Below are 23,578 nucleotides of genomic sequence, written 5' to 3' on the forward strand. Positions count from 1 at the left end.
CGGCCGGGCGCGCACCGCGCCCGAGGCGGGGGCGGGAGTCAGGCGGCCTCGGTGACCGCGCCGCGCACCGCGGCAGCCCACGCGGCCACCAGCTGCTCGTACTCCGCGCGCTCCTCGGCCGACAGGGACCCTCCCGTGCGCAGCCACAGGGCGCGGATCTGCTCGTTCAGCTCGGCGGCCGACCGCACGGCATCCGGGGCCGGCGCGTCCGGGGACACGGAATCGGGGGACATGCGCCCAAGCCTAGGGGCAAGCACTGACTCTGCGCTACCGAGTGGCTACACAGGCCCCTTGGATCAGCCCGCCGACTCGGCCGCGTGCGGACTGAGCACACCCATGGTGACCAGCACGATGATGACGATGCCCAGGGCGATGCGGTACCAGACGAACGGCATGAAGGACTTGGTGCTGATGAACTTCATGAACCAGGCGATGACGGCGTAACCCACCGCGAAGGCGATGATCGTGGCGAAGGCGGTCGGACCCCAGGAGACGTGGTCGTTCTCCATCGCGTCCTTGAGTTCGAACAGGCCGGACGCGAGGACCGCCGGGATGGCCAGCAGGAACGAGTAGCGGGCCGCCGCCTCACGCGTGTAGCCCATGAACAGCCCGCCGCTGATCGTCGCGCCGGAGCGGGAGACGCCGGGGATCAGGGCCATCGCCTGGCAGGCGCCGTAGATCAGGCCGTCCCGCACGCCGAGGTCCTTCAGGCCCTTGCGCTGCATCGGGGCGCGGTGCCGGCCGCCGGACTCGTCGCGCGCCGCGAGGCGGTCCGCGAAGCCGAGGACGATACCCATCCCGATCAGCATGGTCGCCGTCAGCCGCAGATCGCGGAAGGGCCCCTCGATCTGGTCCTTCAGCGTCACGCCGAGCACGCCGATGGGGATCGAGCCGACGATCACCAGCCAGCCCATGCGCGCGTCCTGGTCCCCGCGCATCGCCTTGTCGCCCAGCGAACGGACCCACGCCGAGATGATCCGCCCGATGTCCTTGCGGAAGTAGATCAGGACCGCGGTCTCCGTGCCGATCTGGGTGATCGCCGTGAAGGCCGCGCCCGGGTCCTCCCAGCCGGAGAAGGCCGCCGTCAGCCGCAGATGCGCGCTGGAGGAGACGGGGAGGAACTCGGTCAGCCCCTGGACGAGTCCGAGGATGAGGGATTCAAACCAAGACATGAGGTTACGGAGTCCAAGTGCCGATCGTGGAACGGGCGACGGGCACACCGAGCCGCCCGGAGTGGTGATCAAGGATCAGGTGCGTGCCGAGGGGCAGCGTAGCGCCCTCCGACGACCGGCCCGACACAGGGGGTTTGGTCTCGGGCGCGCGGTCAGGGCCGCACCGGACGCCGTTCGTCCCGGAGCGCGGCCGGTCCCGTCACGGTCCAGCCGGGTGCCCGCGGGTGGCCGGTCAGGTCCGCGTGCCGTACGGCGTCGCCGCTCACCGGGGTCGTCCCGGCCACCGAGAAGGTGCCTCGCCGGGCCCGCCTCACCCGGGGAGGCGGTGTGACGGTCCCGCTCACGCGTCAGCGTGCGCGCAGGTGGTGGCGCTTGCGCCAGGCCACCACCACACCCACCAGCGCCGGTACGGCGATACAGGCCAGCGCGATCAGGAACGCGGGGGACGTCGGAGCCGACGCGCGGGCACCGGCGACGACGTACGCGGCGGTGTTCGGGACCGAGCCGAGCGCGGTCGCGAGCAGGAACGGCACGAGGCCCATGCGGGAGACGGCGGCGCAGTAGTTCGCCGCCCAGAACGGCACCCCCGGGAACAGCCGCGCCGCCAGCATCGAGCGGAAGCCGTGCCGGCTGAGCTGCCCGTCCGCCGCCTGGAGCACCCGGCCGCGCAGCAGCGGGCGCAGCGCCTCCTGCCCCAGCAGCCGGCCGAGGCAGAACGCGATCCCGGCACCCAGCACCGTGCCCGCGACGGCCGCGCCGATCCCCAGCTGGGAGCCGAACAGCGCCCCGGCCGCGAGGTTCAGCAGCGGACGCGGCACGAAGGCCACCGTGCACAGCCCGTACGCCGCCGCGAACACCAGGGCCGCGGCGGCACCGCCGAGCTGCGGCGGCCAGCCGTTCGTGAGCAGCTTGTGCGGCTCGAACACCAGCACCGCGCACGCCCCCGCCGCCAGCAGGACGACGAGCAGCGCCAGCCGCGCCCACGGCGACAGCAGGGCTCTCGTGCAGCGCGCGGCGAGGCCCGCGGCGGCGACGGGCGCGACGGACGTGACGGGTCCGGGGACGGCGGTGGCGAGCTCAGCGGTGGGGACCGGGGGAGGGGCCGTGGCGGTGCCCCCAGAGCGGGTGGTGGCATCGGGCATCCGGCGACACTAACCGACGAAGGTGTGTGATCGCCGTATGGTCTGTCTCATGAGCGTCACAGCCGGGGGAACGACCGGGGATGCAGCCGGGGCCGCACCACGCATCCCGGACAGCGCGCTCGCCGACAGCGTGCTGGAGCGGCTCACCGCCGTCTACGGCGCCGCGGCCGACCCCGGGCGCGCCCCGGCCATGCGCGCGTACATGAAGGACGTCGCCCCCTTCCTGGGGCTCACCACACCCGTCCGCCGCGCCCTGTCCCGCACCGTCCTCGCGGGCACGCCGCGGCCCGCCGAGAGCGACTGCGTCGCGGTCGCGCTGCGCTGCTGGCGGCTGCCGGAACGCGAATACCACTACTTCGCCGTCGACTACCTCCGCCGCCACGTCGGGCGCTGCTCCTCCGCGCTCCTGCCCGTCGTCCGCCACCTGCTCACCACCGTCCCCTGGTGGGACACCGTGGACCTGCTCGCCGCGCACGTGGCCGGCGGGCTCGTCGCCGCCGACCGGGACCTCGCCGCGCAGATGGACGCCTGGATCGAGGACGGCGACATGTGGCTGGCCCGCGCCGCGCTGCTCCATCAGCTGCGCCACCGCGAACGCGCCGACACCGAGCGCCTCTTCGGCCACTGCCTGCGGCAGGCCGGACACGAGGACTTCTTCGTCCGCAAGGCGATCGGCTGGGCCCTGCGCGAGTACGCCAAGACCGACCCGGACGCCGTACGGGCCTTCCTCGCGCGGGAAGGGCACCGGTTCGCGCCGCTGTCGGTGCGCGAGGCGCTGAAGAACATCGCCGGCCCCGCCTGAACTGCCCCGCGAGGGAAAACCGTTCGACGCGGCCCGGCCCGGCGGCGATGATGGACGGCATGTTCCGGTACGCCTTCCTCCTCGCAGCGTCCGCCGTCGCGGATGCCCCGAAGGCTGCCGTCCCCGTTCTGCCGGCCGCCGTCGACGGCGCCCGAAGCTGACCCTCCCCGGAACGACCGGCGGACCCCGCAGGGGGAGGGTCGGCGAGTTCCCCGGGGTCCCCGTCCCGGCCGCGCGCCCGTAGCGCCGCCGCCGGGGCCGTCACCTTCTCCACGAGAGACTCCCAGGTATCGCCATGCCCAAGACGGCGTACGTCCGCACGAAACCGCACCTGAACATCGGCACGATGGGTCACGTCGACCACGGCAAGACCACCCTGACCGCCGCCATCACCAAGGTCCTTGCCGACCGCGGCGCCGGCGGCGGCACCCGGTACGTCCCCTTCGACCGCATCGACCGGGCCCCGGAGGAGGCGGCGCGCGGCATCACCATCAACATCGCGCACGTCGAGTACGAGACCGGCACCCGGCACTACGCCCACGTCGACATGCCCGGCCACGCCGACTACGTCAAGAACATGGTCACCGGAGCCGCGCAGCTCGACGGGGCGATCCTCGTCGTCTCCGCGCTCGACGGGATCATGCCGCAGACCGCCGAACACGTCCTGCTCGCCCGGCAGGTGGGCGTCGACCACATCGTCGTCGCCCTCAATAAGGCCGACGCGGGCGACGAGGAACTCACCGACCTCGTCGAGCTGGAGGTCCGCGAACTGCTCACCGCGCACGGCTACGGCGGCGACGCCGTGCCCGTCGTACGGGTCTCCGGGCTCCGGGCGCTGGAGGGCGACCCGCGCTGGACGGCGTCGATCGAGGCGCTGCTCGACGCGGTGGACACGTACGTGCCGATGCCGGAGCGGTATCTGGACGCGCCGTTCCTGCTGCCGGTGGAGAACGTGCTCACCATCACCGGCCGCGGCACGGTCGTCACCGGCGCCGTCGAGCGCGGCACGCTCCGCGTGGGCGACCGGGTGGAGGTGCTCGGCGCGGACGTGGAGACCGTCGTCACCGGCCTGGAGACCTTCGGCAAGCCCATGGAGGAGGCACAGGCCGGGGACAACGTGGCGGTGCTGCTGCGCGGCGTGCCCCGGGACGCCGTGCGGCGCGGGCACGTGGTGGCCGCGCCGGGCAGCGTCGTGCCGCGACGGCGGTTCTCGGCGCGGGTGTACGTGCTGTCGGCGCGCGAGGGCGGGCGCACGACGCCCGTCGCCACCGGATACCGGCCGCAGTTCTACGTCCGCACCGCGGACGTGGTCGGCGACGTCGACCTCGGCGAGGTGGCCGTCGCGCGCCCCGGCGACACGGTGTCCATGACGGTCGAGCTGGGACGGGAGATCCCTCTCGAGCCAGGACTCGGCTTCGCCATTCGCGAGGGCGGCCGGACCGTGGGGGCGGGGACCGTGACTGCCGTGGAGTAGCCGGGTGAGGGTGCACGGGGGGCTGCGGGGGCGCGGCTTCGGGGAGCCGCGCCCTCGCGCGCCGGGGGCCGTCGTGGCCGGCCGCGCTTTGCGGGGGAGCTGTGCCCCCTCCGGGTCGCGGGGCCCGCCGCGCTTTCGGGGAGCTGTGCCCGCCGGTGCGCGGGGGCCGCGTGGGGGCCGTTCTGGCCGGTCGCGCGGTCACCGCGCCTCCGGGGGCCGCTGTGCCGCGGGCACAATGGGAAGGTGGACGAGCCCATACCCGTGACCCGCGTCACCGATCACGGCACCGTCAAGCTGATGCCCGACGTGGACCGGAAGCGGGCGTGGCTGCTGACCGTCGACGGGGCGCCGCAGTCGTACGTCGATCTCGACGCGCCCGTGCACCTGGAGTTCGAGTACGCCCGGCGGCTCGGGCACGTCCTGGACACCGTGGCCGAGCCGGGGCGCCCGCTGGACGTGCTGCACCTCGGCGGGGGCGCGCTCACCCTGCCCCGGTACGTGGCCGCGACCCGGCCCGGCTCACGGCAGGACGTCGTGGAGGCCGACCGGGGACTGCTGGAGCTGGTCGCCGAGCACCTGCCGCTCCCGGACGGCGCACGCGTCGCACTGCACGCGGCCGACGCGCGCGCCTGGCTGGCGTCCGCGCCCGCGGACTCGGCGGACGTCCTGCTCGCCGACGTCTTCGGCGGCTCCCGCGTGCCCGCGCACCTCACGTCCCTCGCCTACGCCGAGCAGGCCGCGCGGGTGCTGCGGGACGGCGGGGTCTACCTGGCGAACCTCGCCGACGCGGCGCCGTTCGCCTTCCTGCGCTCCCAGCTCGCCACCTTCGCCGCGGTGTTCGCGCACCTGGCGCTGATCGCCGAGCCGGCCGTGCTGCGCGGACGCCGCTTCGGCAACGCGGTGCTCGTCGCCGCCCACCACCGCGTCGACATCGCCGCCGTGGCCCGGCGGACCGCCGCCGACGCCTTCCCCGCGCGGGTCGCACACGGGCCCGCGCTACGGCAGTTCACCGGCGGCGCTCAGCCCGTCCGGGACGAGGACGCCGTGCCGTCGCCCGAGCCGCCCGACGGGTCGTTCGGCATCGGCTGACCGCCCTGGGCGCCCCCCGCGACCTTCCTGGTCGTCCGCCGCAGATTCCGCACGTCCGGCAGGCACAGCACCCCCGCCGTCATCACCACGACCAGCGCGGCGCAGCCCCACAGCGCCGCCGGCCGCCCGAACGCCGTCTCCGCGGGGCCCGCCAGCGCGGTCGCGAGCGGCACGAGCGCGACCGAGCCGAACCAGTCGTACGCCGAGACCCGGGACAGCTTGTCCTCGGGTATCTCCTGGTGCAGCGCGGTCATCCAGGAGACCCCGAAGATCTCCAGGGTCACGCCGGTCACGAACATCACCGCGCACAGCGCCCCGGCCGGCACGGGCACCGCGAGCGCCGCGGACGGCAGGGCCAGCGGGAAGACGCACAGGGTGCCGACGAACAGCAGGCGGCGCGGCTTCCAGCGGGTCATCAGCAGCGCGCCGACGACCGTGCCCGCGCCGAAGAAACCGAGCGCGAGACCCCAGGGCGCGGGACCGCCGAGGTGGTCCCGGGCGACGAGGGGGCCGTAGACGGCGTCGGCGGCGCCGACGACCGCGTTGGCGATCGAGAACTGGACGACGATGCCCCACAGCCAGGGCCGGCCCGCCACCTCCCGCCAGCCCTCGCGGAGATCGGCGAGCATCCCGCCGCCCGGGGCGCGCGCCGGGATGTGACTCACGTCGAGGAACCAGCGCAGCGCCCCGGCCACCGCGAAGGCGGCGGCGTCGGCGCCCAGGACCCAGCCGGGGCCGATCGCGGCGACCATCGCGCCGCCGAGCGCGGCGCCGCCGACCGCGGCGCCCTGCATCGCCATCCGGAACACCGCGAAGGCGCGGCCCGCCTGCTCGCCGCGCACCGAGGACAGCAGCATGCCCTCCGCGGCCGGGCTGAAGAAGGCCTGGCCGGTGCCGCCGAGGGCGCTCAGCAGCATCATCTGCCACAGCAGCGGCTCACCGGCCAGCACCAGCACCGCGAAGGCGCCCTGCGACAGGCAGTTGAGGGCATTGGCCGCCACCATCACGCGATGCCGCGGCAGGCGGTCCGCGACGGCGCCGCCGATCAGCAGGAACAGCACCAGCGGCAGGGTGCGGGCGGCGGCCACCAGGCCCACGTCGCCGCCGTCGCCGCCCGCTCCGAGGACGGCGAACGCGGCGGCGACCAGCGCGCCGTGACTGCCGAGGTTGGTGACGAACGCGGCGGCGGTCAGCAGCGTGTAGTTGCGGCCCGCCCACGCGGGCACGCGGGCGCGGCGGGAGGTGTCGGCGGAGGTCACCGGCCGACTATGGCCGCAGCCGCCCCGACTTGCCAAACCGGTACTTCACGGTCCGGGGCGCGGAGCAACGGCCCGGCCGCCCCGGGTCAGCCGCCCGTCGGCTCACCGTGCGTGCGCACGGTGCTGAGGATCTTCATGACGGTCTCGTCGGGCACCTCGTCCTTGACGCCCCTGGCGCCGTAGAAGTTCCACGAGACGAAGTCGCCGGCCGAGTTCTTGAAGCCGAACGTGACCGCCTTGCCGTCGCTCGCGCACTTGCCCTTCTGGGGCGTGCCGCTCGACTTCGCGGTGGCGATGCTGCCCTTGATGCCGGCCTTGGTGGTGTAGGGCTTGGCCTTCTTGTCGAAGTCGATGCTCTTCTTGTCGGGCTGCGTGTAGCCGCCGTACACCCACCAGGCGACCGTGTTCACGGCGACCTCGTCGGTGCTCTTGGCGCCGTTGGCGCCCTTGGTGCCCGCGGCGGCGAGCGAGGTGTCCTCGGTGCGGCCGTCCTTGTTCTCGTCGCTCGTGCACCACTTGGACTTGTGGAGCGCCGGGGCCGACATCACGATGAGCGGCTTGCCGTCGTCGGACTTGTCGTCCTCGAAGCCGATGGTCAGACCGGGGGACTCGACCTCCCAGTCCGCGGGGACGTCGAAGGCCGTGCCCCACTTGGGGTTGACGACGACCTTCCAGCCGGGAACGGTCGGCTTCTCGGTCCCGGTGCCGCGCGGGTTGTCGTCGGAGCCCGAGGGGGAGCCGGTGGGTTCGGCCGGCTTCGACGGGGAAGCGGACACCGACGGGCCGCCGCCCTTGGTGCCACCGCCCGCCGTGTCGTCCTCGTCGCCGCCGAGCACCAGGAATCCGGTGACGCCGGCGGCCACCACGACCGCCGTGGCCGCCACGATCGCGACCAGCTTCGTCCGGTTGCCGCCCCCGCCGCCGGGCGGCTGCGGAGGCAGCGGCACCGTGGGCTGCCCCCACTGCGGCTGGCCGTGCGGGCCGGTCTGCTGGTAACCGGGCTGCTGGTACGGATTCGGCTGCTGGTATCCCGGCTGCTGGTACGGATTGTTCGCCTGCGGGTTCTGCTCGCCCCCGGGCGGCTGCTGTCCTGGCCACATGGGCAGCCACCCTAGCGGCGCCAGGGACACGATTCGGTCACCGCCCGTTGACGGGCACGTAGCAACACTGCCGGCCCGGACGGCTCCGAGGACAGGCCGATATACGGCGGTGGCCGTCAGGCGGACCTGGCCAGCCGTCGCTACTCGTGGGTAACATCCCGGTATGACCGCAGACCAGATGTCGATCGGCGAGCTGCTCGCCGCCACGGTGCCGATGGTTCGGAGCCTGAACCTGGAGTACCTGGAGACCACTCCGGAGAAGGCCGTGCTCGCCCTCCCGGACCAGAGCGAGTACCGCAACCACGTCGGCGGGCCGCACGCCGGCGCGATGTTCACGCTCGGCGAGTCCGCCAGCGGCGCGATCGTCCTGGCCGCCTTCGGGGACCAGCTCTCGCGTGCCGTGCCGCTCCCCGTCACCGCCGAGATCGCCTTCAAGAAGATCGCCCTGGGGCCGGTCAGGGCCACCGCGACGCTGGGCCGGCCGATCGCCGACGTCGTCGCCGAACTCGACGCGGGCCACCGCCCCGAGTTCCCGGTGAGCGTCGCCATCCAGCGTGAGGACGGCGCCGTGACGAGCGAGATGACCGTCGTCTGGACGCTGCGCCCCAACGGCTGAGCGCGCCCGGGCTCCCGGCGGCCCGGTAGGCTTCCCGGGCGTGCGCCGTGATCACGGCGCACGCCCGGGAACGCGGACAACGGGGACACGGGAGGAACCGGCGTTGCACGTCCAGGAATGGCTCGAGACCGTGCCCGCGGCGGCCGTCTACGCCGTCGTCGGACTGGTCATCGGCCTGGAGAGCCTCGGCATCCCGCTGCCCGGAGAGATCGTCCTCGTCTCGGCGGCCCTGCTGTCCTCCCAGCACGCCGGCATCGACCCGCTCGTCCTGGGCGTCTGTGCCACGGTCGGCGCGGTCGTCGGCGACTCCATCGGCTACGCCATCGGGCGCCGCGGCGGCCGGCCCCTGCTGGCCCGGCTCGGCAGGAAGTTCCCGGGCCACTTCAGCGAGGGGCACATCGCGGCGGCCGAGCGGTCCTTCGAGAAGTGGGGCATGTGGGCAGTGTTCTTCGGCCGCTTCGTCGCCCTGCTCCGCATCTTCGCCGGCCCCCTCGCGGGCGTGCTGCGCATGCCGTACTGGAAGTTCCTGATCGCCAACGTCTTCGGCGGCATCCTCTGGGCGGGCGGCACGACGGCCGTCATCTACTACGTGGGTGTCGTCGCCGAGGCCTGGCTGAAGCGCTTCTCCTGGGTGGGCCTGGTCCTGGCGGTCCTGATCGGCGTCACGTCGATGCTGGTCCTCAAGCGCAAGGCGAAGAACGCCCAGCCGGTCCCGGCCGCGGAGGCGGACCTCGTCGCGGCGGGCGACTGACCCGGCGCGGGGCGCCGCGCGGGCGGGCCCCGCCGGACAGCCGCGACAGGACCGTCAGTCCTCCTGTGCGTCCCGGTGCGACCGCGCCAGCTCCGCGTACATCGTCCCGTTGAGCGTGATCCCCTTCCGCTCCTCCTGCGACAGCTCGCGGCGGACCTTGGCGGGCACCCCCGCCACCAGGACCCCCGGAGGGACCCGCATCCCCTGCGGCACCAGCGCCTGCGCCGCGACCAGCGAACCCGCCCCGATCACCGCCCCGTTGAGCACCGTCGCGCCCATGCCGATCAGGCAGTCGTCCTCCACGGTCGCGCCGTGCACCACCGCGTTGTGCCCGATGGACACGCGCTCGCCCACGGTGACCGGGAAACCGGGGTCGGCGTGCAGCGTGCAGTTGTCCTGGACGTTGCTGCTCGCGCCGACGGTGATCCGCTCGACGTCGCCGCGCAGCACCGCCCCGTACCAGACGCTCGCACCGGCGTGCAGCGTCACGTCCCCGACGACCGAGGACGTCGGTGCCACGAACGCCTCCGGGTCCACCTTCGGGTCCTTGCCGCCGATGCCCTGGATCAGCGCCCTGTGCGTCATCATCGCCTCCCTGCTCAGGTGTTCCCCGGCACCGTACGCCACCGGGTGGGGTGAAGATCACAGGGCTGTGGTGTCCGGCGCGGGCGGCCGCTGAGTACGGTGAGCGGGTGCCCAAGCGCAAGAACACGTTCTCGTCATGGCGGCGCCGCCTCGGGCAGCGCGCCGTCCACGCGGCCTGGGCCTGGGCGCAGCGCACGGGCTCCGTGACCGCCGAGCACCCCGGACGGCTCCGCTTCGGCGCCATGGGCACCGGTACCAGACTGGCCTTCCCGCTCGGCACGGTCTTCGGCGAACCCTGGATCCGGCTGGGCTCCCACTGCATCGTCGGCGAGCAGGTCACCCTCACCGCCGGCCTGATGCCCGACCTCGACCTCGGACCGGAGCCCATCCTGCGGATCGGCGACGGCGTGGTCCTCGGCCGCGGCAGCCACGTCATCGCCGACACGACGGTCACCATCGGCAGCGACTGCTACTTCGGGCCGTACGTCTACGTCACGTCCACCAACCACTCCTACGACGATCCGCACCAGCCCATCGGAAAGCAGTGGCCGCGCATGGAACCGGTGGAGATCGGGCCGGGCTGCTGGGTCGGCACCGGCGCGGTGATCCTGCCGGGCGCGCGCATCGGGCGGAACGTCGTCGTCGCGGCCGGCGCGGTGGTGCGCGGCACCGTGCCCGACCACGCCGTCGTGGCGGGCGCCCCGGCCCGGGTCGTACGGCGGTGGACGGCGGCCGAGGGCTGGCAGCCGCCGCTGCGGACGCCGGCGCCCGTGCCGATACCCGAGGGGGTCACGCCCGGCCAGTTGCTCGCGCTGTCGGAGCTGGACGAGGAGTCGGCGGCCCGGCTGGCCGAACTGGAGCCCGGCGCCTGAAGCCCGGTCCGCCGGTCGTGCGGTCAGCCGCTCGCCAGCAGCACCGTGCCCATCAGTGCGAGGCCCGCGCCGGCCGCCTGCACCGCGCGCAGCCGCTCGCGCAGCAGGCCCCGCGCGGCGAGCGCCGTCACCACCGGGTAGAGCGAGGCCAGCACGGCGGCGACGGTGACCGGGCCGTGCTGGGCGGCGATCGCGTACGTGCCGTTGGCCGCCACGTCCGCCAGGCCGACGAACGCCAGCGCGGGCAGGGAAGCCCAGGGGAACCCGGCCGGCGACAGCGCGGGCGTGCCGCGCCGCACGGAGACGTACAGCGCGAGGCCGCCCGCGGCCACGTTCGTCACGCGCTGCACGAACAGGGCGAGGAACAGCCCGGTGAGCGTGGTCGACGCCTCGGCGATCAGGGCCATCACCGCGCCGAACCCGAAAGCCGCGAGCAGCGTGAGCAGGATGGCCTGCCGCTGCACCGGGGCTCCGCCGCGGAACTGCGGACCGCCCGCCAGGCACACCCCGGCGACGGCCACCAGGATGCCGGCGAGTTGCAGCAGGCCCGGGCGCTCGCCCAGGACCAGGCCCACCCCGACCGGGACGGCCACGCCCAGCGAGCCGAGCGGCGAGACGACGCCCATCGGGCCGAGGGCGAGCGCCTTGTAGAAGGCCAGCATCGCCACCGGGCCCACCAGGCCGGCCGCCACCGCGAACCACAGCCTCGGTCCCGCCTCGCTCCAGGCGCCCGTGGCGGCCACGATCGCGCCGAGCACGGCGACCGCGACGGACTGCGAGACCACGACCACCGTCAGCGCGGGCGTCCGGCGGGTGAGCAGCCCGCCCCCGAAGTCGGCGAGGCCCCACAGCAGGCTGGTGGCCAGGGCGAAGAGCGCTGTCATGGAAGGATGGCCTCGCAGTACAGTTCAGTGGACGATCAGGTGCAGCACACCATAGTTCATCTTGTTGCACCACGCCATGCAGAATATTGTTCTGACGTGTGGAGGGAACGTGGCTCGAACGTGGACGGAACGGTGTCGGACCTCGACCTGCTGACCCAGTCCCTGGCGCGCAACGTCAAGCGGTGGCGCACCGAGCGCGGCTTCACCCTCGACGTGCTCGCCGCCCGCGCCGGAGTCAGCCGCGGCATGCTCATCCAGATCGAGCAGGCCCGCACCAACCCCAGCATCGGCACGGTCGTCAAGATCGGTGACGCGCTCGGCATCAGCATCACCACCCTCCTCGACTACGAGCAGGGACCGAAGGTCCGGGTCGTTCCAGCCGACCAGGTGGTACGGCTCTGGCACACCGAGGCCGGCAGCTACAGCCGGCTGCTCGCCGGTGCCGAGGCGCCCGGCCCGCTGGAGATGTGGGACTGGCGGCTGATGCCCGGCGACAGCAGCGAGTCCGACCCGCACCCGGCGGGCACCGTCGAGATCGCCCACGTCACCTCCGGTGAGCTGACCCTCACCGTCGACGGCGTCGACCACCGCGTACCGGCCGGCGCGAGCGTCACCTTCGAGGCCAACGCCCCGCACGCCTACGGCAATCGCGGCGACGAGCCGACCGAGATGGTGCTCGCTGTGTCGGTGCCCCCGGTCCGCTGAGACGCCCCGCCGGACAGCGCCCGGGCGGCGGTAGCCTGCGGTCATGCACGCACCGATCGGACACTTCGACAGCGCCCGGCCCGCCCCCGACTGCCTCGACGAGCTGACCCGCCCGGTCGCCGACGCCGTACGCCACTGGAAGGGCAGCGTCCCGGCCGACCAGATCGTCTACGTCGACACCGACCCGCAGTGGGCCGACACCGCCGTCTTCGTGGAGCACTACGGCCGGGAACTGCTCGAACAGTCCGCGAACTGCGTCGTCGTCGCGGGAAAGCGTGCCGGTGAGAGCACACTCGCCGCGTGCGTCGTCCTGTCCACCACACGCGTCGACGTCAACGGCGCCGTCCGCCGCCGGCTCGGCGTGCGCAAGGCGTCCTTCGCCAGCATGGACACGGCGACCGGGGAGACCGGCATGGAGTACGGCGGCATCACCCCGCTCGGCCTGCCCGACGGGTGGCCGGTGCTGATCGACCCGGCGGTCGTCGACCTGCCGTACGTGCTGGTCGGCAGCGGACGCCGGCGTGGCAAGCTGCTCGTCCCGGGCAAGGCGTTCGCGGAACTGCCGGGCGCCGTGGTGCTGGAAGGGCTTGGGATCGCCTGAATTCCGGCGCGCGGGCCCCTGTCCGCGATGTGGCGTCAGGGAGGGGGCTTCGGCCCGCCCGTCGGGCTCGACGCGCATGTCCGGAGGCCGGCTCAGGCCGCGGCGTGGTGCGCCAGTGGCAGGTGCGGGTCCGTCTCGCCCGGGACGGGCTCGGGGTCGGCGTGCACCAGGGCGGCCGTCAGACGCGGGACCGCGTGCAGCAGGGCGTGTTCGGCGTCGACGGCGATGCGGTGCGCCTCCCGCACGGACACGTCCCCGCGGACGACGACCGCGACCTCCGCGCGCAGCCGGTGCCCGATCCAGCGCAGCCGCAGTTCGCCCACGCCGCGCACCCCCGCGACCCCTTCGAGCGCCCGCTCCGCCCGGTCCACGAGCGCCGGGTCGACGGCGTCCATCACCCGGCGGAACACCTCGCGCGCCGCGTCCCGCAGCACCAGCAGGATCGCGGCCGTGATCGCCAACCCGACGACCGGGTCGGCCAGTTGCCAGCCCACGGCGGAGCCGCCCGCGCCCAGCAGGACCGCCAGCGAGGTGAAACCGTCGGTGCGGGCGTGCAGACCGTCCGCGACCAGCGCGGCCGAACCGATCGCCCGCCCGACCCGGATCCGGTACCTGGCCACCCACTCGTTGCCCGCGAAACCGGCGAGCGCCGCCACGGCCACCGCCGGCACGTGCTCGACCGGACGCGGGTCCAGCAGCCGGTCCACGGCCGTCCACCCGGCGAACGCCGCCGACGCCGCGATCGTCAGCACGATCGCGATGCCCGCCAGATCCTCGGCCCGCCCGTAGCCGTACGTGAACCGCCGCGTCGCCGCCCGGCGGCCCAGCACGAAGGCGATGGCCAGCGGTACGGCCGTCAGCGCGTCGGCCGCGTTGTGCGCCGTGTCGCCGAGCAGCGCCACCGAACCGGAGACGGCCACCACGACCGCCTGCGCGAGCGCGGTGACGCCGAGCACCACGAGCGACACCCACAGGGCGCGCATGCCGCGGGCCGAGGACTCCAGGGCGGGGTCCAGCTTGTCGGCGCTCTCGTGGGAGTGCGGGGTGAGGACGTGTGTGAGGCGGCGCAGGCCGGTGGGGGAGGAGTGGGGGCGATCCCGGTGTGGGTGTGGGTGGCCGGGGGCCTGGTCGTGGTTGTCTTCGTGCCGGTGGTCGTGGCCGTGGCCGTGACCGTGTGTGTGCCGGTGACCGTAGGCGTGGCCGTGGTCGTGGTGGTGGCTGTCGCTCACAGGGCTCCCCTTCCGGTGGGCGGAGGTGGACGAGGGCCGCCCACGACGCCATTATGTGCGTATGAGCGCACGCATGCACCTGTCACCTGCGCACGATGCGCACCCGCGCAGCCCCGGCGAGGAACAGTTCGCCCTCGCCGCGGAACTCCTCGCCCTGCTCGGCGACCGCACCCGCCTCACCCTGTTGCACGCGCTGACCGGGGGAGAGGCCGACGTCACGACACTCACCGAGGTGTGCGGGGCGGCCCGCCCGGCCGTGAGCCAGCATCTGGCGCGGCTGCGGCTCGCGGGGCTGGTCACGACCCGCAAGGAGGGGCGGCGCGTCGTCTACGCGCTGCGGGACGGCCACCTGCGCCGCCTGGTCGACGAGGCGCTGAACGTGGCGGACCACCGGCTCAGCGACCGGCCGTTGCACGACTAGCCGGCCGTTGCACGACGGGAGGCTGTCACCGCATCAGCCGCGGCGCGGGCTGTCAGTGGTCGGTGTCCTTGCCGATGTACAGCTCGGCGAAGGCCGCCGCTGCCGCCGGGGAGCCGAGGATGCGGCGCAGCCGGGCCAGTGTGGTGCCCGCGTGGAACGGGTCCCCGGACGACGCCCCGTGGAAGATGCCGGACAGCCACAGCGAGAACTCCTGGTACTGCCACACCCGCCGCAGACTCGCCTCCGAATAGCCGTTCAGGCCGCTGTTGTGCATGTCGAGGACGTGCTTCTCGATCAGCCGCCCCTCGGTGAGCGGCGGCGCCCCGGACGCCGCGAGCCGGTGGCGCAGCTCGGACCAGACGCGTTCGTGCGGCCAGTTCTCCGGATCGTCGCCGGGCGGGCATTGCAGGTAGTAGCGGGTGACCTGGGGGCTGCGGGCCATGTGGGCGGCGAAGCCCCGCCGGTGGATGCCGAACACCACGCAGTCCGAGGAGGGCGGCGCCTCGGCCAGCAGTGCCAGCCAGCCGATCCCGTAGTAGTGCCGGGCCGTGCGCTCCGGGGGCAGCACTGTGCGGGTCACGCCTCGCGCTCCGTCGCAGCCGGCCACGAAGTCGCAGTGCGGACGTGCCGTTCGCCTGTGTCGGGGCAGACGTAGGACACGGACGGGTGGTCCGTGTCGGTGTCGTGCGGCGTCACGTCCCGGACGCCGAAGCGGACGGCGCCGCCGCGCACGTCGGCGTATTCGCGCACCAGGTCCGTCACCAGCAGCGGCTGCGGGTAGACGAAGTGCCGCTGCCCGGTCGGCTCGGTGTACCGGAGCCGCTGCCGGGCGCCGTCGACACGGAACTCGCACTCGGTGTGCGTCGGCGCGTGCTCCAGCAACCGCCTGGCCAGGCCGCGCCGTTCGAGACCACGGACCGCCCACTCCTCGATGAAGCCCGCCCGGGGCCGCTGCTCGATGAACTCCCGTGTCTCGGTCTCCAGGACCAGACAGTCCACGGACGCCGCCCGCAGGATGTTCCCGAGTGTGAGACCGGCCGGGCCCGCGCCCACGACCGGAAACCGGGGTGGGGAAGGGGATTCGGCATCGACCGGGGCGTAGGTCACCGGCTCATTATGGGTGCCGGTCCGGGTGAACGGGGGGGCGGACGAGCAGCGTGTCCGCAGGCGTCCGGTGCGTTGTGTTCCGGGCGGGCGGCGCTCAGCCCAGGCGCGGTATCTCGATCGCCGGGCAACGGTCCATGACCATCTCCAGACCGGCCGCGCGGGTCCGCTCGTACGCCGCCTCGTCGGTCACGCCGAGCTGGAACCAGACCGCCTTGGCGCCCTTCGCCACCGCCTCGTCGGCGACCGCGCCCGCCAGGTCGCTGTTCACGAACACGTCGACCACGTCCACGTCGAAGGGGATGTCCGCCAGAGAGGCGTAACCCTGCTCGCCGTGCACCCGCTCCGCCTTCGGGTGGACCGGCACGACGCGCTTGCCGAAGCGCTGGAGGACGTCGGCGACGCCGTACGCGGCGCGGGAGCGGTTGTTCGACAGGCCCACCACGGCCCAGGTGTCACCGAGCTCGGTGAGGATCCTGCGGACCGTCGCGTCCTCTGCTGCGTCGCCGTACACGGTCGCCTCCTTGGGCTGAGCTGCCGAGCTGCCGCTGTCAATCCACCCAACGGGCCGCGGTGCCCGATGATTCCCCGGCCGCCGCCGTGACGGCCGGTCGGGCGCGGCCGGATCCGGCCGCCTGCCGCCGTGACTGCCCTCGGACGCCGCCGGGTCCGACCGCGCGGCGCCGCCCGGCCCGAGTCGATCCGTGCCCGCCGGACTGCGCTCCGGCGCCCGGGCGCCTACGCTCGCCTCGTGCTGCGCATCACCGACGCCCGTAGCGGCGAACTCGTCGACGCCGCCCGGCCCCGCCGCGGCCTGACCCGGGTCGAGGCACACACCTCCGGGTTCGACCTCACGAACCTGCGCGTGCTGCTCGTCGCCGACACCCTCGTTCGCGCCCTGGAACTCGGCGGCACGCCCGTGTGGGCGCGGCTGTCCGGCGAGCGGGAGCGGGCCGAGCTGCGGGCCGGTGCCGCCGCCCTCGGCATCCGCCCTTTCGAGGAGGGCCCGGAGGCCGGGGCGGGCCTCGGGGAGGCCCGGGTCATCCACGTCGCCGCGAAGGCCGACGGCGGTGGCATGACGGGCGGGGGTGGCGTGACGGGCGGGGATGGCTCCGGGCCCGGTGGCGTCCCCGGCGCTTCCTCTGGCGGTCCCGCGCCCGACGGCATCCCCTGCGCGGGCAGGGACGACTCCGAGCAGGGTGGCGCCCTCGGTGCGGGCCAGGGCAGTCCCGCAGCCGCGGGGATCCCTTGCGCGGGCGAGGACGACTCCGAGCACGGTGAAGCCCCCCGTGCGGGCCAGGACGGCCATCCAGCCGCGGGAACGCCCGGCGCGGGCCAGGACGGCCCCGCAGCCGGCGGTATCCGCCTCGCCGTGGCCCCCGTCGTCGAGCACGCGGCGCCGGACCTGGCCCAGGAGGCCGACCCCGCCGTCCTGCGGCTCGCGCTGCTCGCCCGGCCGTGGAGCGCGCCCTGCCGTCTCGACCCGGCCGCGCTGCACGACGCGCGCGACACCCTCGTCCGCTGGCGCCGCGCGGTCGCCGGATGGGCGTGCCGACCCTCGCGGCCCATCCCCGACGAGGTGCGCGCACGCGTGCGTGCCGCCTGGGAGGACGACCTGGACGTGCCCGGCGTGCTCCGGGTCCTGCGGGACGTCGAGACCGACCAGGAGCTGCCGGACGGCGCCCGGTTCGAGACGTACGCGCACGCCGACCGGATCCTCGGTCTCGACCTTGCCCGCGACCTCGGCGGCCCGGCGTGATCGCGCGCTCCGGGGCGGGCCCGCCGCGCCGACTCGTCGTCCTGGGCCACGCCAAAGCAGCGCGGCCCGCGGACACCCCGACCACGAGCGCGCGCTCGCCCCGCGACGCCCCCGCCGCCGGACACGCCCTCGGTCAGGCCGACCTGCCGCCGGACCTCGCCCTGTGCTCCACCGCCGTGCGTGCCCGCCAGACCTGGGAGCCGGCCGCCGGGCAGTGGGGCACGCCACCGCCCGTACGCCACGACCCGCGGCTGTACGCGGCCGGCGCCGCCGAGTCGCCGACCGTCGTGCCCGAGGTGCCCGACGGGATCGCGACCCTGCTGCTCGTCGGCCACAACCCGGGCCTGGAGGACCCGGTGCTCGCCCTCGCCGGGGACGGGCTCGGCGACACCCTGGAGCAGGCGCGTACGAAGTTCCCGACGTCCGCCGTCGCCGTCCTCGCCCGGCACGGCCCCGGCCGGCGGTCCCCGGCACCGCCCTGCTGACCTCGGTAACGGTACCGCGCGGCGGCAGGAAGCAGCCGGTCCGCCGCGCACGCGGCCTGCGCATAGGCTGGCCGGATGCAGGACGAGTACCGCACAGTGGCCCACGCGGGCGTGCACGAGACCGAGGTCAACCGCTCCCGCTTCCTGTGCGCCCTCGCCCCGGCGGCCACCGAACAGGAGGCGCAGGACTTCATCGCGGCCGTGCGCAAGGAGCACGCCGACGCCAACCACAACTGCTGGGCGTACGTCGTCGGCGCCGACGCGGGCATCCAGAAGGCGAGCGACGACGGCGAACCGGGCGGCACCGCGGGTGTCCCGATGCTCCAGATGCTGCTGCGCCGCGACATGCGGTACGTCGTCGCCGTCGTCACCCGCTACTTCGGCGGGGTCAAGCTCGGCGCGGGCGGGCTGATCCGGGCGTACGGCGGCGCGGTCGGCGAGGCACTCGACGCGCTCGGCACGATCACCCGGCGCCGCTTCCGGCTCGCCACCGTCACCGTCGACCACCAGCGCGCGGGCAAACTGCAGAACGAGCTGCGCTCCGCCGGACGCGAGGTGCGCGACGTGTGCTACGGCGAGGCGGTCACGATCGAGATCGGACTGCCGGACGCGGACGTGACCGCGTTCCGCGCCTGGCTCGCCGACGTGACCGCCGGAACCGCCGGGTGCGAACTCGGCGGAGAGGCCTACGGAGACGCCTGACACAACAGGCACAGCGCGCGGACCGTCTTCGCGTCGGGCCGTCGTGGCGGGGCGATACGGGAGTAACCACCCGTGGTGTCGGACCCGGCCGTTAGTCTCGGGGATCATGCGACTGCTGCACACTTCCGACTGGCATCTCGGCCGCGCCTTCCACCGGGTGAACATGCTCGGGGCCCAGGCCGAGTTCATCGGGCACCTCGTCACCACCGCGCGGGAGCGCGCGGTCGACGTGGTGGTCGTGTCGGGGGACGTGTACGACCGGGCGGTGCCGCCGCTCGCCGCCGTCGAGCTGTTCGACGACGCGCTGCACCGCCTCGCCGCCCTCGGCGTGCCCACGGTGATGATCTCCGGGAACCACGACTCGGCCCGGCGGCTCGGCGTCGGCGCCGGGCTCATCGACCGCGCCGGGATCCATCTGCGGACCGAACCGGCCGCGTGCGGCACACCCGTCGTGCTGTCCGACGCCCACGGCGACGTGGCCTTCTACGGACTGCCCTATCTGGAACCGGCCCTGGTGAAGGACGAGTTCGGCGTCGACAAGGCCGGGCACGAGGCCGTGCTCGCCGCCGCCATGGACCGCGTCCGCGCCGACCTCGCCGCACGCGCGCCCGGCACCCGGTCCGTCGTCCTCGCCCACGCCTTCGTCACCGGCGGCCGGGGCAGCGACAGCGAACGGGACATCACCGTCGGCGGGGTCGCGGCCGTGCCCGCGGGCGTCTTCGACGGCGCCGACTACGTGGCGCTCGGGCATCTGCACGGCTGCCAGACCATCACCAACCGCATCCGCTACTCCGGCTCCCCGCTGCCGTACTCCTTCTCCGAGGCCGGCCACCGCAAGAGCATGTGGCTCGTCGACCTCGCCGCCGACGGAGCGGTCACCGCCGAGCGCGTCGACTGCCCGGTGCCGCGCCCGCTGGCACGCATCCGGGGCACCCTGGAGGACCTGCTCGCCGACCCCGGTCTCGCCCGGCACGAGGAGGCGTGGGTCGAGGCCACCCTCACGGACGCGGTCCGCCCCGCCGACCCCATGGCCCGGCTCACCGAACGCTTCCCGCACACCCTCAGCCTCGCCTTCGACCCCGAACGGCGCCCCGACGACCCCGACGTGTCCTACGCCCGGCGCCTCGCGGGCCGCGACGACCAGCAGATCGCGGAGGACTTCGTCGCCCACGTGCGCGGCGCGGGCCCCGACGAGCACGAGCGGGCCATCCTGCGCGACGCGCTGGACGCGGCCCGCGCCGACGACGCCGTACGGGAGGTGGCGCGGTGAGACTGCACCGGCTGGCCGTCACCGCCTTCGGCCCCTTCGGCGGGACACAGACCGTCGACTTCGACGCGCTGTCGGCGGCGGGCCTCTACCTGCTGCACGGCCCGACCGGCGCCGGCAAGACGTCCGTCCTCGACGCCGTCTGCTACGCGCTGTACGGCTCGGTGCCCGGGGCCCGGCAGAGCGGCGGCCAGGGCGCGAACCTGCGCAGCGACCACGCCGCGCCCGCGACCCGCACCGAAGTCGCCCTCGAACTGACCGTCGCCGGACGCCGGCTGGAGATCACCCGCCGGCCGCCCTGGGAGCGCCCCAAGAAGCGCGGCTCGGGCACCACCCTCGACAAGGCCCAGACCTGGCTGCGCGAGTACGACGCCGCCACCGGGGCCTGGAAGGACCTCAGCCGCTCCCACCAGGAGATCGGCGAGGAGATCACCCAGCTGCTCGGCATGAGCCGGGAGCAGTTCTGCCAGGTCGTGCTGCTGCCCCAGGGCGACTTCGCGAGGTTCCTGCGCGCCGACGCCGAGGCCCGCGGCAAGCTCCTCGGCCGCCTCTTCGACACGCGCCGGTTCGCCGAGGTGGAAAAGCGCCTCGCCGAGCGCCGCCGCGTCACCGAGGCCCGGGTGCGCGACGGCGACGCCGAACTGCTCGCCGACGCGCACCGCATGCAGCAGGCCGCGGGCGACACCATGGACCTGCCGGAGCTGTCCCCCGGCGACCCCGGCCTGGCCGACGCCGTCCTGAGCGCCGCCGCCGTCGCCCGCAGCACCGCGCGCGAACAGCTCGCCGTCGCGCACAGCCGTCTCACGGCCGCGGAGTCCGCCCGCGCCGCGGCCGACCGCGCGCTGGACGACGTACGCGAACTGGCGCGGTTGCAGCGGCGGTTCAGGGAGGCGCGGGAGCGGGCCGGGCGGCTGGCGGAGCGGGCCGAGGACAACCGGCGGGCGCAGCGGCGCATGGAGCGGGGCCGCAAGGCCGAGGCGGTGGCGCCCGCGCTGGACCTCAGGGAGTCCGCCGACGCCGCACACCGGCGCGCCACCGCCGAGGAGGCACACGCGCGTGCCCTGCTGCCGGACCGCTTCGCCGACGCCGGAGCGGCCGGGCTGGCCGCCGCCGCGCGCCGGACCGCCGAGGAACTGGGCGGCCTGGAGTCGGCACGCCGCGCCGAGCAGCGGCTGGCCCGGCTCGTCGCGGAACGCGCCGACCTGGACCGGCAGGAGCGCGCCGACGAGGACGTCCGGCAGGAGGCGGAGGCCTGGCTCGCCGACTGGGAGGCGCTGCGCGCCGGGCTCCAGACCCGGATCGACGCCGCCCAGGAGGCCGCCACCCGGGCCGAACAGCTCGCCGTGCAGCGCGAACCCGCCCGGCGGCGGCTGACCGCGGCCCGGCAGCGCGACCGGCTCGCCCTGGACGCCGACGACGCCCAGCGGCAGGCCCTCGCCTCGGCCGAGCGGGCCGTGGAGGCCCGCGCGCACTGGCTCGACCTCAAGGAACAGCGGCTGACCGGCATCGCCGCGGAACTCGCCGCGCACCTCACCGACGGCGAACCCTGCGCCGTCTGCGGAGCCACCGAACACCCCGCCCCCGCCCGCAAGGTCGCGGGCCACGTCGACCGGGACGCCGAGGAACGCGCCCTCGCCGCCTGCCGGCGGGCCGAGGAGCGCCGCAGCGAGGACGAGCGCCGCCTCGGCGCCGTACGGGAGGCGCTGGCCGCCGCGACGGCCGAGGCCGGTGACGCGCCGGCCGCGGAACTGGCCGCCGAGGCCGAACAGCTGGAGCGGGAGTACACGCGGGCGCGTGACGCCGCCTCCGGGCTGCACGCCGCGCAGGAGGAGCTGCGCCGGGCCGAGCAGGAGCGGGAGCGGCGCGTCGCCGTCCGGCAGGAGGCCGCCGTCCGTGCCGCGTCCCGGGTGGGCCACCGCGAGCGGCTGGACCGCGAGAGGGCCGCCCTGGAGGAGGAGCTGGCGCGGGCGCGCGGGGCGCTGGACAGCGTCGCCGCCCGGGCCGCCGAGCTGGAGCGGCAGGTCGCGCTGCTCACCGACGCGGCCGACCGCGCCCGCGCCGCCGAGGACACCGCCCAGCGGCTCAAGGAGGCCGACGCCCGGCTCGCGGACGCCGCGTTCCGCGCCGGTTTCGACACGCCGCGGGACGCCGCGGCGGCCCTCCTCGACGACGCGGCCCACCGCGAACTCCAGCACCGGCTCGACGCCTGGCACGCGGAGGAGGCCGCCGTGCGCGCCGTCTTCACCGAGGCCGGCACCGCGACCGCCGCGCAGGCCCCGCCCGCCGACGTCACCGCCGCCGAGCAGGCCCTCGCCGAGGCGGACCGGCGGCTGCGCGACGCCGTGTCCGCACGGGACGCCGCGGCCCGCCGCTGCGCCGAACTCGACCGGCTCTCCGCCCGGGCCACCGCGTCCGTGCGGCGCCTCGGACCGCTGCGGGAGGAGCACGAGCGCATCGCCCGGATGGCCGGGCTCGCCGCCGGGACCTCGGCGGACAACGAGCGGAAGATGCGCCTGGAGTCGTACGTGCTCGCGGCCCGGCTGGAGCAGGTCGCCGCCGCGGCCACCGCGCGCCTGCAGCGCATGTCGTCCGGGCGCTACACCCTCGTGCACTCCGACGACCGCACCGGCCGCGGCCGCAGCGGGCTCGGCCTGCACGTCGTGGACGCCTGGACGGGCCGGGAGCGGGACACGGCGACGCTGTCCGGCGGCGAGACGTTCTTCGCGTCGCTCGCGCTCGCCCTCGGCCTCGCCGACGTCGTCACCGACGAGGCGGGCGGCGTGCGCCTGGACACCCTCTTCATCGACGAGGGCTTCGGCAGCCTCGACGACCAGACCCTCGACGAGGTCCTCGACGTCCTCGACTCGCTGCGCGAACGGGACCGCAGCGTCGGCATCGTCAGCCACGTCGCCGATCTGCGGCGCCGCGTCCACGCCCAGCTGGAGGTCGTCAAGGGCCGGTCCGGGTCGGTGCTGCGCCAGCGCGGGTGAACCGGCCTCAGCGGCCCAGCGGACGCCGGGGCAGCGGCGAGGAGTACACGACGCTCGTCGTCACCGAGCCCAGGGCGCCGATCCGGCCCGAGACCTCCTCCAGGTGCCGCATCGAGCGGGCGGCGACCTTGATGACGAAGCAGTCGTCGCCGGTGACGTGGTGCGCCTCCAGGATCTCCGGCGTCGCCGCGACCAGGTCGTTGAACGGCTTGTAGTTCCCGGTCGGGTAGCGGAGCCGGACGAACGCCAGGATCGGCAGGCCCAGCCGGTCCGGGTCGACCACGGCCGCGTACCCCTGGATGACCCCCGCCTCCTCCATGCGCCGCACCCGCTCGGTGACCGCGCTCGGGGACATGGAGACGGCACGGGGGAGTTCGGCGAAACTGGCCCGGCCCTGCCGCTGGAGGACGTCGAGGATGCGCCAGTCGGTGGCGTCCGGGGAATACGTGGTCATCATCGAGGGATAGCAGGGAGATCCACGGCGTGACAAGGGATGCGCCGGGGATCGCCCCTTCTGGGCGGCGGCCCGCGGCCGTAGATTTCCGGACGTCGGGTACCTCCAGGAAAGG

At 74.7% G+C, this 23,578-nt stretch carries 23 protein-coding genes and 3 pseudogenes; 14 read left to right on the top strand and 12 right to left on the bottom strand.

The window, feature by feature from the left end; genetic code table 11:
• Positions 1-38: 38 nt before the first annotated feature.
• The 4 genes from AB0M97_RS15435 to AB0M97_RS15450 form a co-directional block, all read right to left on the bottom strand.
• The gene (locus AB0M97_RS15435; protein ID WP_365961466.1) at positions 39-218 is read right to left on the bottom strand and encodes a hypothetical protein; all 180 of its coding nucleotides are present in this window, start codon (positions 216-218) and stop codon (positions 39-41) included.
• A gap of 78 nt (positions 219-296) precedes the next feature.
• Positions 297-1,172: an undecaprenyl-diphosphate phosphatase gene (locus tag AB0M97_RS15440; RefSeq protein WP_365961355.1), complete on the bottom strand. Its 876-nt coding sequence runs from the start codon at positions 1,170-1,172 to the stop codon at positions 297-299.
• Between the two features lie 152 nt (positions 1,173-1,324).
• Positions 1,325-1,456: a hypothetical protein gene (locus AB0M97_RS15445; RefSeq protein ID WP_365961356.1), complete on the bottom strand. Its 132-nt coding sequence runs from the start codon at positions 1,454-1,456 to the stop codon at positions 1,325-1,327.
• A 63-nt stretch (positions 1,457-1,519) separates the two neighbouring features.
• Positions 1,520-2,314 carry a TVP38/TMEM64 family protein gene (locus AB0M97_RS15450; protein ID WP_365961357.1) on the bottom strand — a complete coding sequence of 265 codons (795 nt, stop codon included), beginning with the start codon at positions 2,312-2,314 and terminating at the stop codon, positions 1,520-1,522.
• 49 nt (positions 2,315-2,363) lie between these two features.
• On the opposite strand from AB0M97_RS15450, the gene AB0M97_RS15455 reads away from it, so the two are divergent.
• The 3 genes from AB0M97_RS15455 (at position 2,364) to AB0M97_RS15465 (ending at position 5,679) form a co-directional block, all read left to right on the top strand.
• A complete protein-coding gene (locus AB0M97_RS15455) occupies positions 2,364-3,116 on the top strand; it encodes a DNA alkylation repair protein (RefSeq protein WP_365961358.1) in 753 nt (250 codons plus the stop codon).
• A gap of 295 nt (positions 3,117-3,411) precedes the next feature.
• Positions 3,412-4,590: an elongation factor Tu gene (gene tuf / locus AB0M97_RS15460; protein ID WP_365961359.1), complete on the top strand. Its 1,179-nt coding sequence runs from the start codon at positions 3,412-3,414 to the stop codon at positions 4,588-4,590.
• Positions 4,591-4,833: 243 nt separating this feature from the next.
• Positions 4,834-5,679 (top strand): fused MFS/spermidine synthase, encoded by an 846-nt coding sequence (locus AB0M97_RS15465; RefSeq protein ID WP_365961360.1) that lies wholly within the window; start codon positions 4,834-4,836, stop codon positions 5,677-5,679.
• On the opposite strand, the pseudogene AB0M97_RS15470 reads toward AB0M97_RS15465, so the two are convergent.
• Positions 5,587-6,938: pseudogene (locus AB0M97_RS15470) on the bottom strand (MFS transporter). The gene AB0M97_RS15465 and the pseudogene AB0M97_RS15470 overlap by 93 nt on opposite strands.
• A gap of 86 nt (positions 6,939-7,024) precedes the next feature.
• On the bottom strand, positions 7,025-8,038 hold the full coding sequence (locus AB0M97_RS15475; protein ID WP_365961361.1) for a hypothetical protein: 1,014 nt from the start codon (positions 8,036-8,038) through the stop codon (positions 7,025-7,027).
• A gap of 178 nt (positions 8,039-8,216) precedes the next feature.
• Here AB0M97_RS15475 and AB0M97_RS15480 point away from each other — a divergent pair, with 178 nt between their 5' ends.
• Both AB0M97_RS15480 and AB0M97_RS15485 read left to right on the top strand, forming a co-directional pair.
• Entirely contained in the window at positions 8,217-8,654 is a 438-nt protein-coding gene (locus tag AB0M97_RS15480; RefSeq protein WP_365961467.1) for a DUF4442 domain-containing protein, read from the top strand.
• A 103-nt stretch (positions 8,655-8,757) separates the two neighbouring features.
• Complete coding sequence (locus AB0M97_RS15485; protein WP_365961362.1) at positions 8,758-9,405, top strand: DedA family protein; 648 nt, start codon at positions 8,758-8,760, stop codon at positions 9,403-9,405.
• Between the two features lie 54 nt (positions 9,406-9,459).
• Here the strand turns inward: AB0M97_RS15485 and AB0M97_RS15490 are convergent, their stop codons facing one another.
• Complete coding sequence (locus AB0M97_RS15490) at positions 9,460-9,990, bottom strand: gamma carbonic anhydrase family protein (RefSeq protein WP_365961468.1); 531 nt, start codon at positions 9,988-9,990, stop codon at positions 9,460-9,462.
• 107 nt (positions 9,991-10,097) lie between these two features.
• Here AB0M97_RS15490 and AB0M97_RS15495 point away from each other — a divergent pair, with 107 nt between their 5' ends.
• Entirely contained in the window at positions 10,098-10,862 is a 765-nt protein-coding gene (locus tag AB0M97_RS15495; protein WP_365961363.1) for an acyltransferase, read from the top strand.
• Positions 10,863-10,885: 23 nt separating this feature from the next.
• Here AB0M97_RS15495 and AB0M97_RS15500 read toward each other — a convergent pair whose 3' ends face one another.
• A complete protein-coding gene (locus tag AB0M97_RS15500; protein WP_365961364.1) occupies positions 10,886-11,746 on the bottom strand; it encodes a DMT family transporter in 861 nt (286 codons plus the stop codon).
• Between the two features lie 132 nt (positions 11,747-11,878).
• Here AB0M97_RS15500 and AB0M97_RS15505 point away from each other — a divergent pair, with 132 nt between their 5' ends.
• A complete protein-coding gene (locus tag AB0M97_RS15505) occupies positions 11,879-12,451 on the top strand; it encodes an XRE family transcriptional regulator (RefSeq protein ID WP_365961469.1) in 573 nt (190 codons plus the stop codon).
• A 43-nt stretch (positions 12,452-12,494) separates the two neighbouring features.
• Entirely contained in the window at positions 12,495-13,052 is a 558-nt protein-coding gene (locus AB0M97_RS15510) for a YbaK/EbsC family protein (protein ID WP_365961365.1), read from the top strand.
• Between the two features lie 92 nt (positions 13,053-13,144).
• Here the strand turns inward: AB0M97_RS15510 and AB0M97_RS15515 are convergent, their stop codons facing one another.
• Positions 13,145-14,281, bottom strand: coding sequence for a cation diffusion facilitator family transporter (locus AB0M97_RS15515; protein ID WP_365961366.1), 1,137 nt, complete (start codon positions 14,279-14,281; stop codon positions 13,145-13,147).
• 61 nt (positions 14,282-14,342) lie between these two features.
• On the opposite strand from AB0M97_RS15515, the gene AB0M97_RS15520 reads away from it, so the two are divergent.
• Positions 14,343-14,702, top strand: a complete 360-nt coding sequence (locus AB0M97_RS15520; RefSeq protein ID WP_365961367.1) for a metalloregulator ArsR/SmtB family transcription factor — start codon at positions 14,343-14,345, stop codon at positions 14,700-14,702.
• Between the two features lie 52 nt (positions 14,703-14,754).
• Here the strand turns inward: AB0M97_RS15520 and AB0M97_RS15525 are convergent.
• Together AB0M97_RS15525 and AB0M97_RS15530 are read right to left on the bottom strand one after the other, a co-directional pair.
• Positions 14,755-15,755, bottom strand: a pseudogene (locus AB0M97_RS15525) (FAD-dependent monooxygenase).
• 148 nt (positions 15,756-15,903) lie between these two features.
• Entirely contained in the window at positions 15,904-16,320 is a 417-nt protein-coding gene (locus AB0M97_RS15530; RefSeq protein WP_365961368.1) for a CoA-binding protein, read from the bottom strand.
• A gap of 237 nt (positions 16,321-16,557) precedes the next feature.
• Here AB0M97_RS15530 and AB0M97_RS15535 point away from each other — a divergent pair, with 237 nt between their 5' ends.
• From AB0M97_RS15535 to AB0M97_RS15555, 5 genes and pseudogenes are all read left to right on the top strand, one after another.
• Positions 16,558-17,565: a hypothetical protein gene (locus tag AB0M97_RS15535; protein ID WP_365961369.1), complete on the top strand. Its 1,008-nt coding sequence runs from the start codon at positions 16,558-16,560 to the stop codon at positions 17,563-17,565.
• Positions 17,562-18,082 (top strand): annotated as a pseudogene (locus AB0M97_RS15540) (histidine phosphatase family protein); the annotation flags it as partial. The gene AB0M97_RS15535 and the pseudogene AB0M97_RS15540, both read left to right, overlap by 4 nt.
• A gap of 43 nt (positions 18,083-18,125) precedes the next feature.
• Positions 18,126-18,752, top strand: coding sequence for a YigZ family protein (locus AB0M97_RS15545; protein ID WP_365961370.1), 627 nt, complete (start codon positions 18,126-18,128; stop codon positions 18,750-18,752).
• A gap of 106 nt (positions 18,753-18,858) precedes the next feature.
• A complete protein-coding gene (locus tag AB0M97_RS15550; RefSeq protein WP_365961371.1) occupies positions 18,859-20,022 on the top strand; it encodes an exonuclease SbcCD subunit D in 1,164 nt (387 codons plus the stop codon).
• Complete coding sequence (locus AB0M97_RS15555) at positions 20,019-23,009, top strand: SMC family ATPase (RefSeq protein ID WP_365961372.1); 2,991 nt, start codon at positions 20,019-20,021, stop codon at positions 23,007-23,009. Before AB0M97_RS15550 ends, AB0M97_RS15555 begins: the two co-directional genes overlap by 4 nt.
• Before the next feature lie 7 nt (positions 23,010-23,016).
• Here the strand turns inward: AB0M97_RS15555 and AB0M97_RS15560 are convergent, their stop codons facing one another.
• On the bottom strand, positions 23,017-23,463 hold the full coding sequence (locus tag AB0M97_RS15560) for an Lrp/AsnC family transcriptional regulator (RefSeq protein WP_365961470.1): 447 nt from the start codon (positions 23,461-23,463) through the stop codon (positions 23,017-23,019).
• Positions 23,464-23,578: the final 115 nt, after the last annotated feature.

It is taken from the genome of Streptomyces sp. NPDC051207 (genome assembly GCF_040682395.1).
GTDB lineage: Bacteria > Actinomycetota > Actinomycetes > Streptomycetales > Streptomycetaceae > Streptomyces.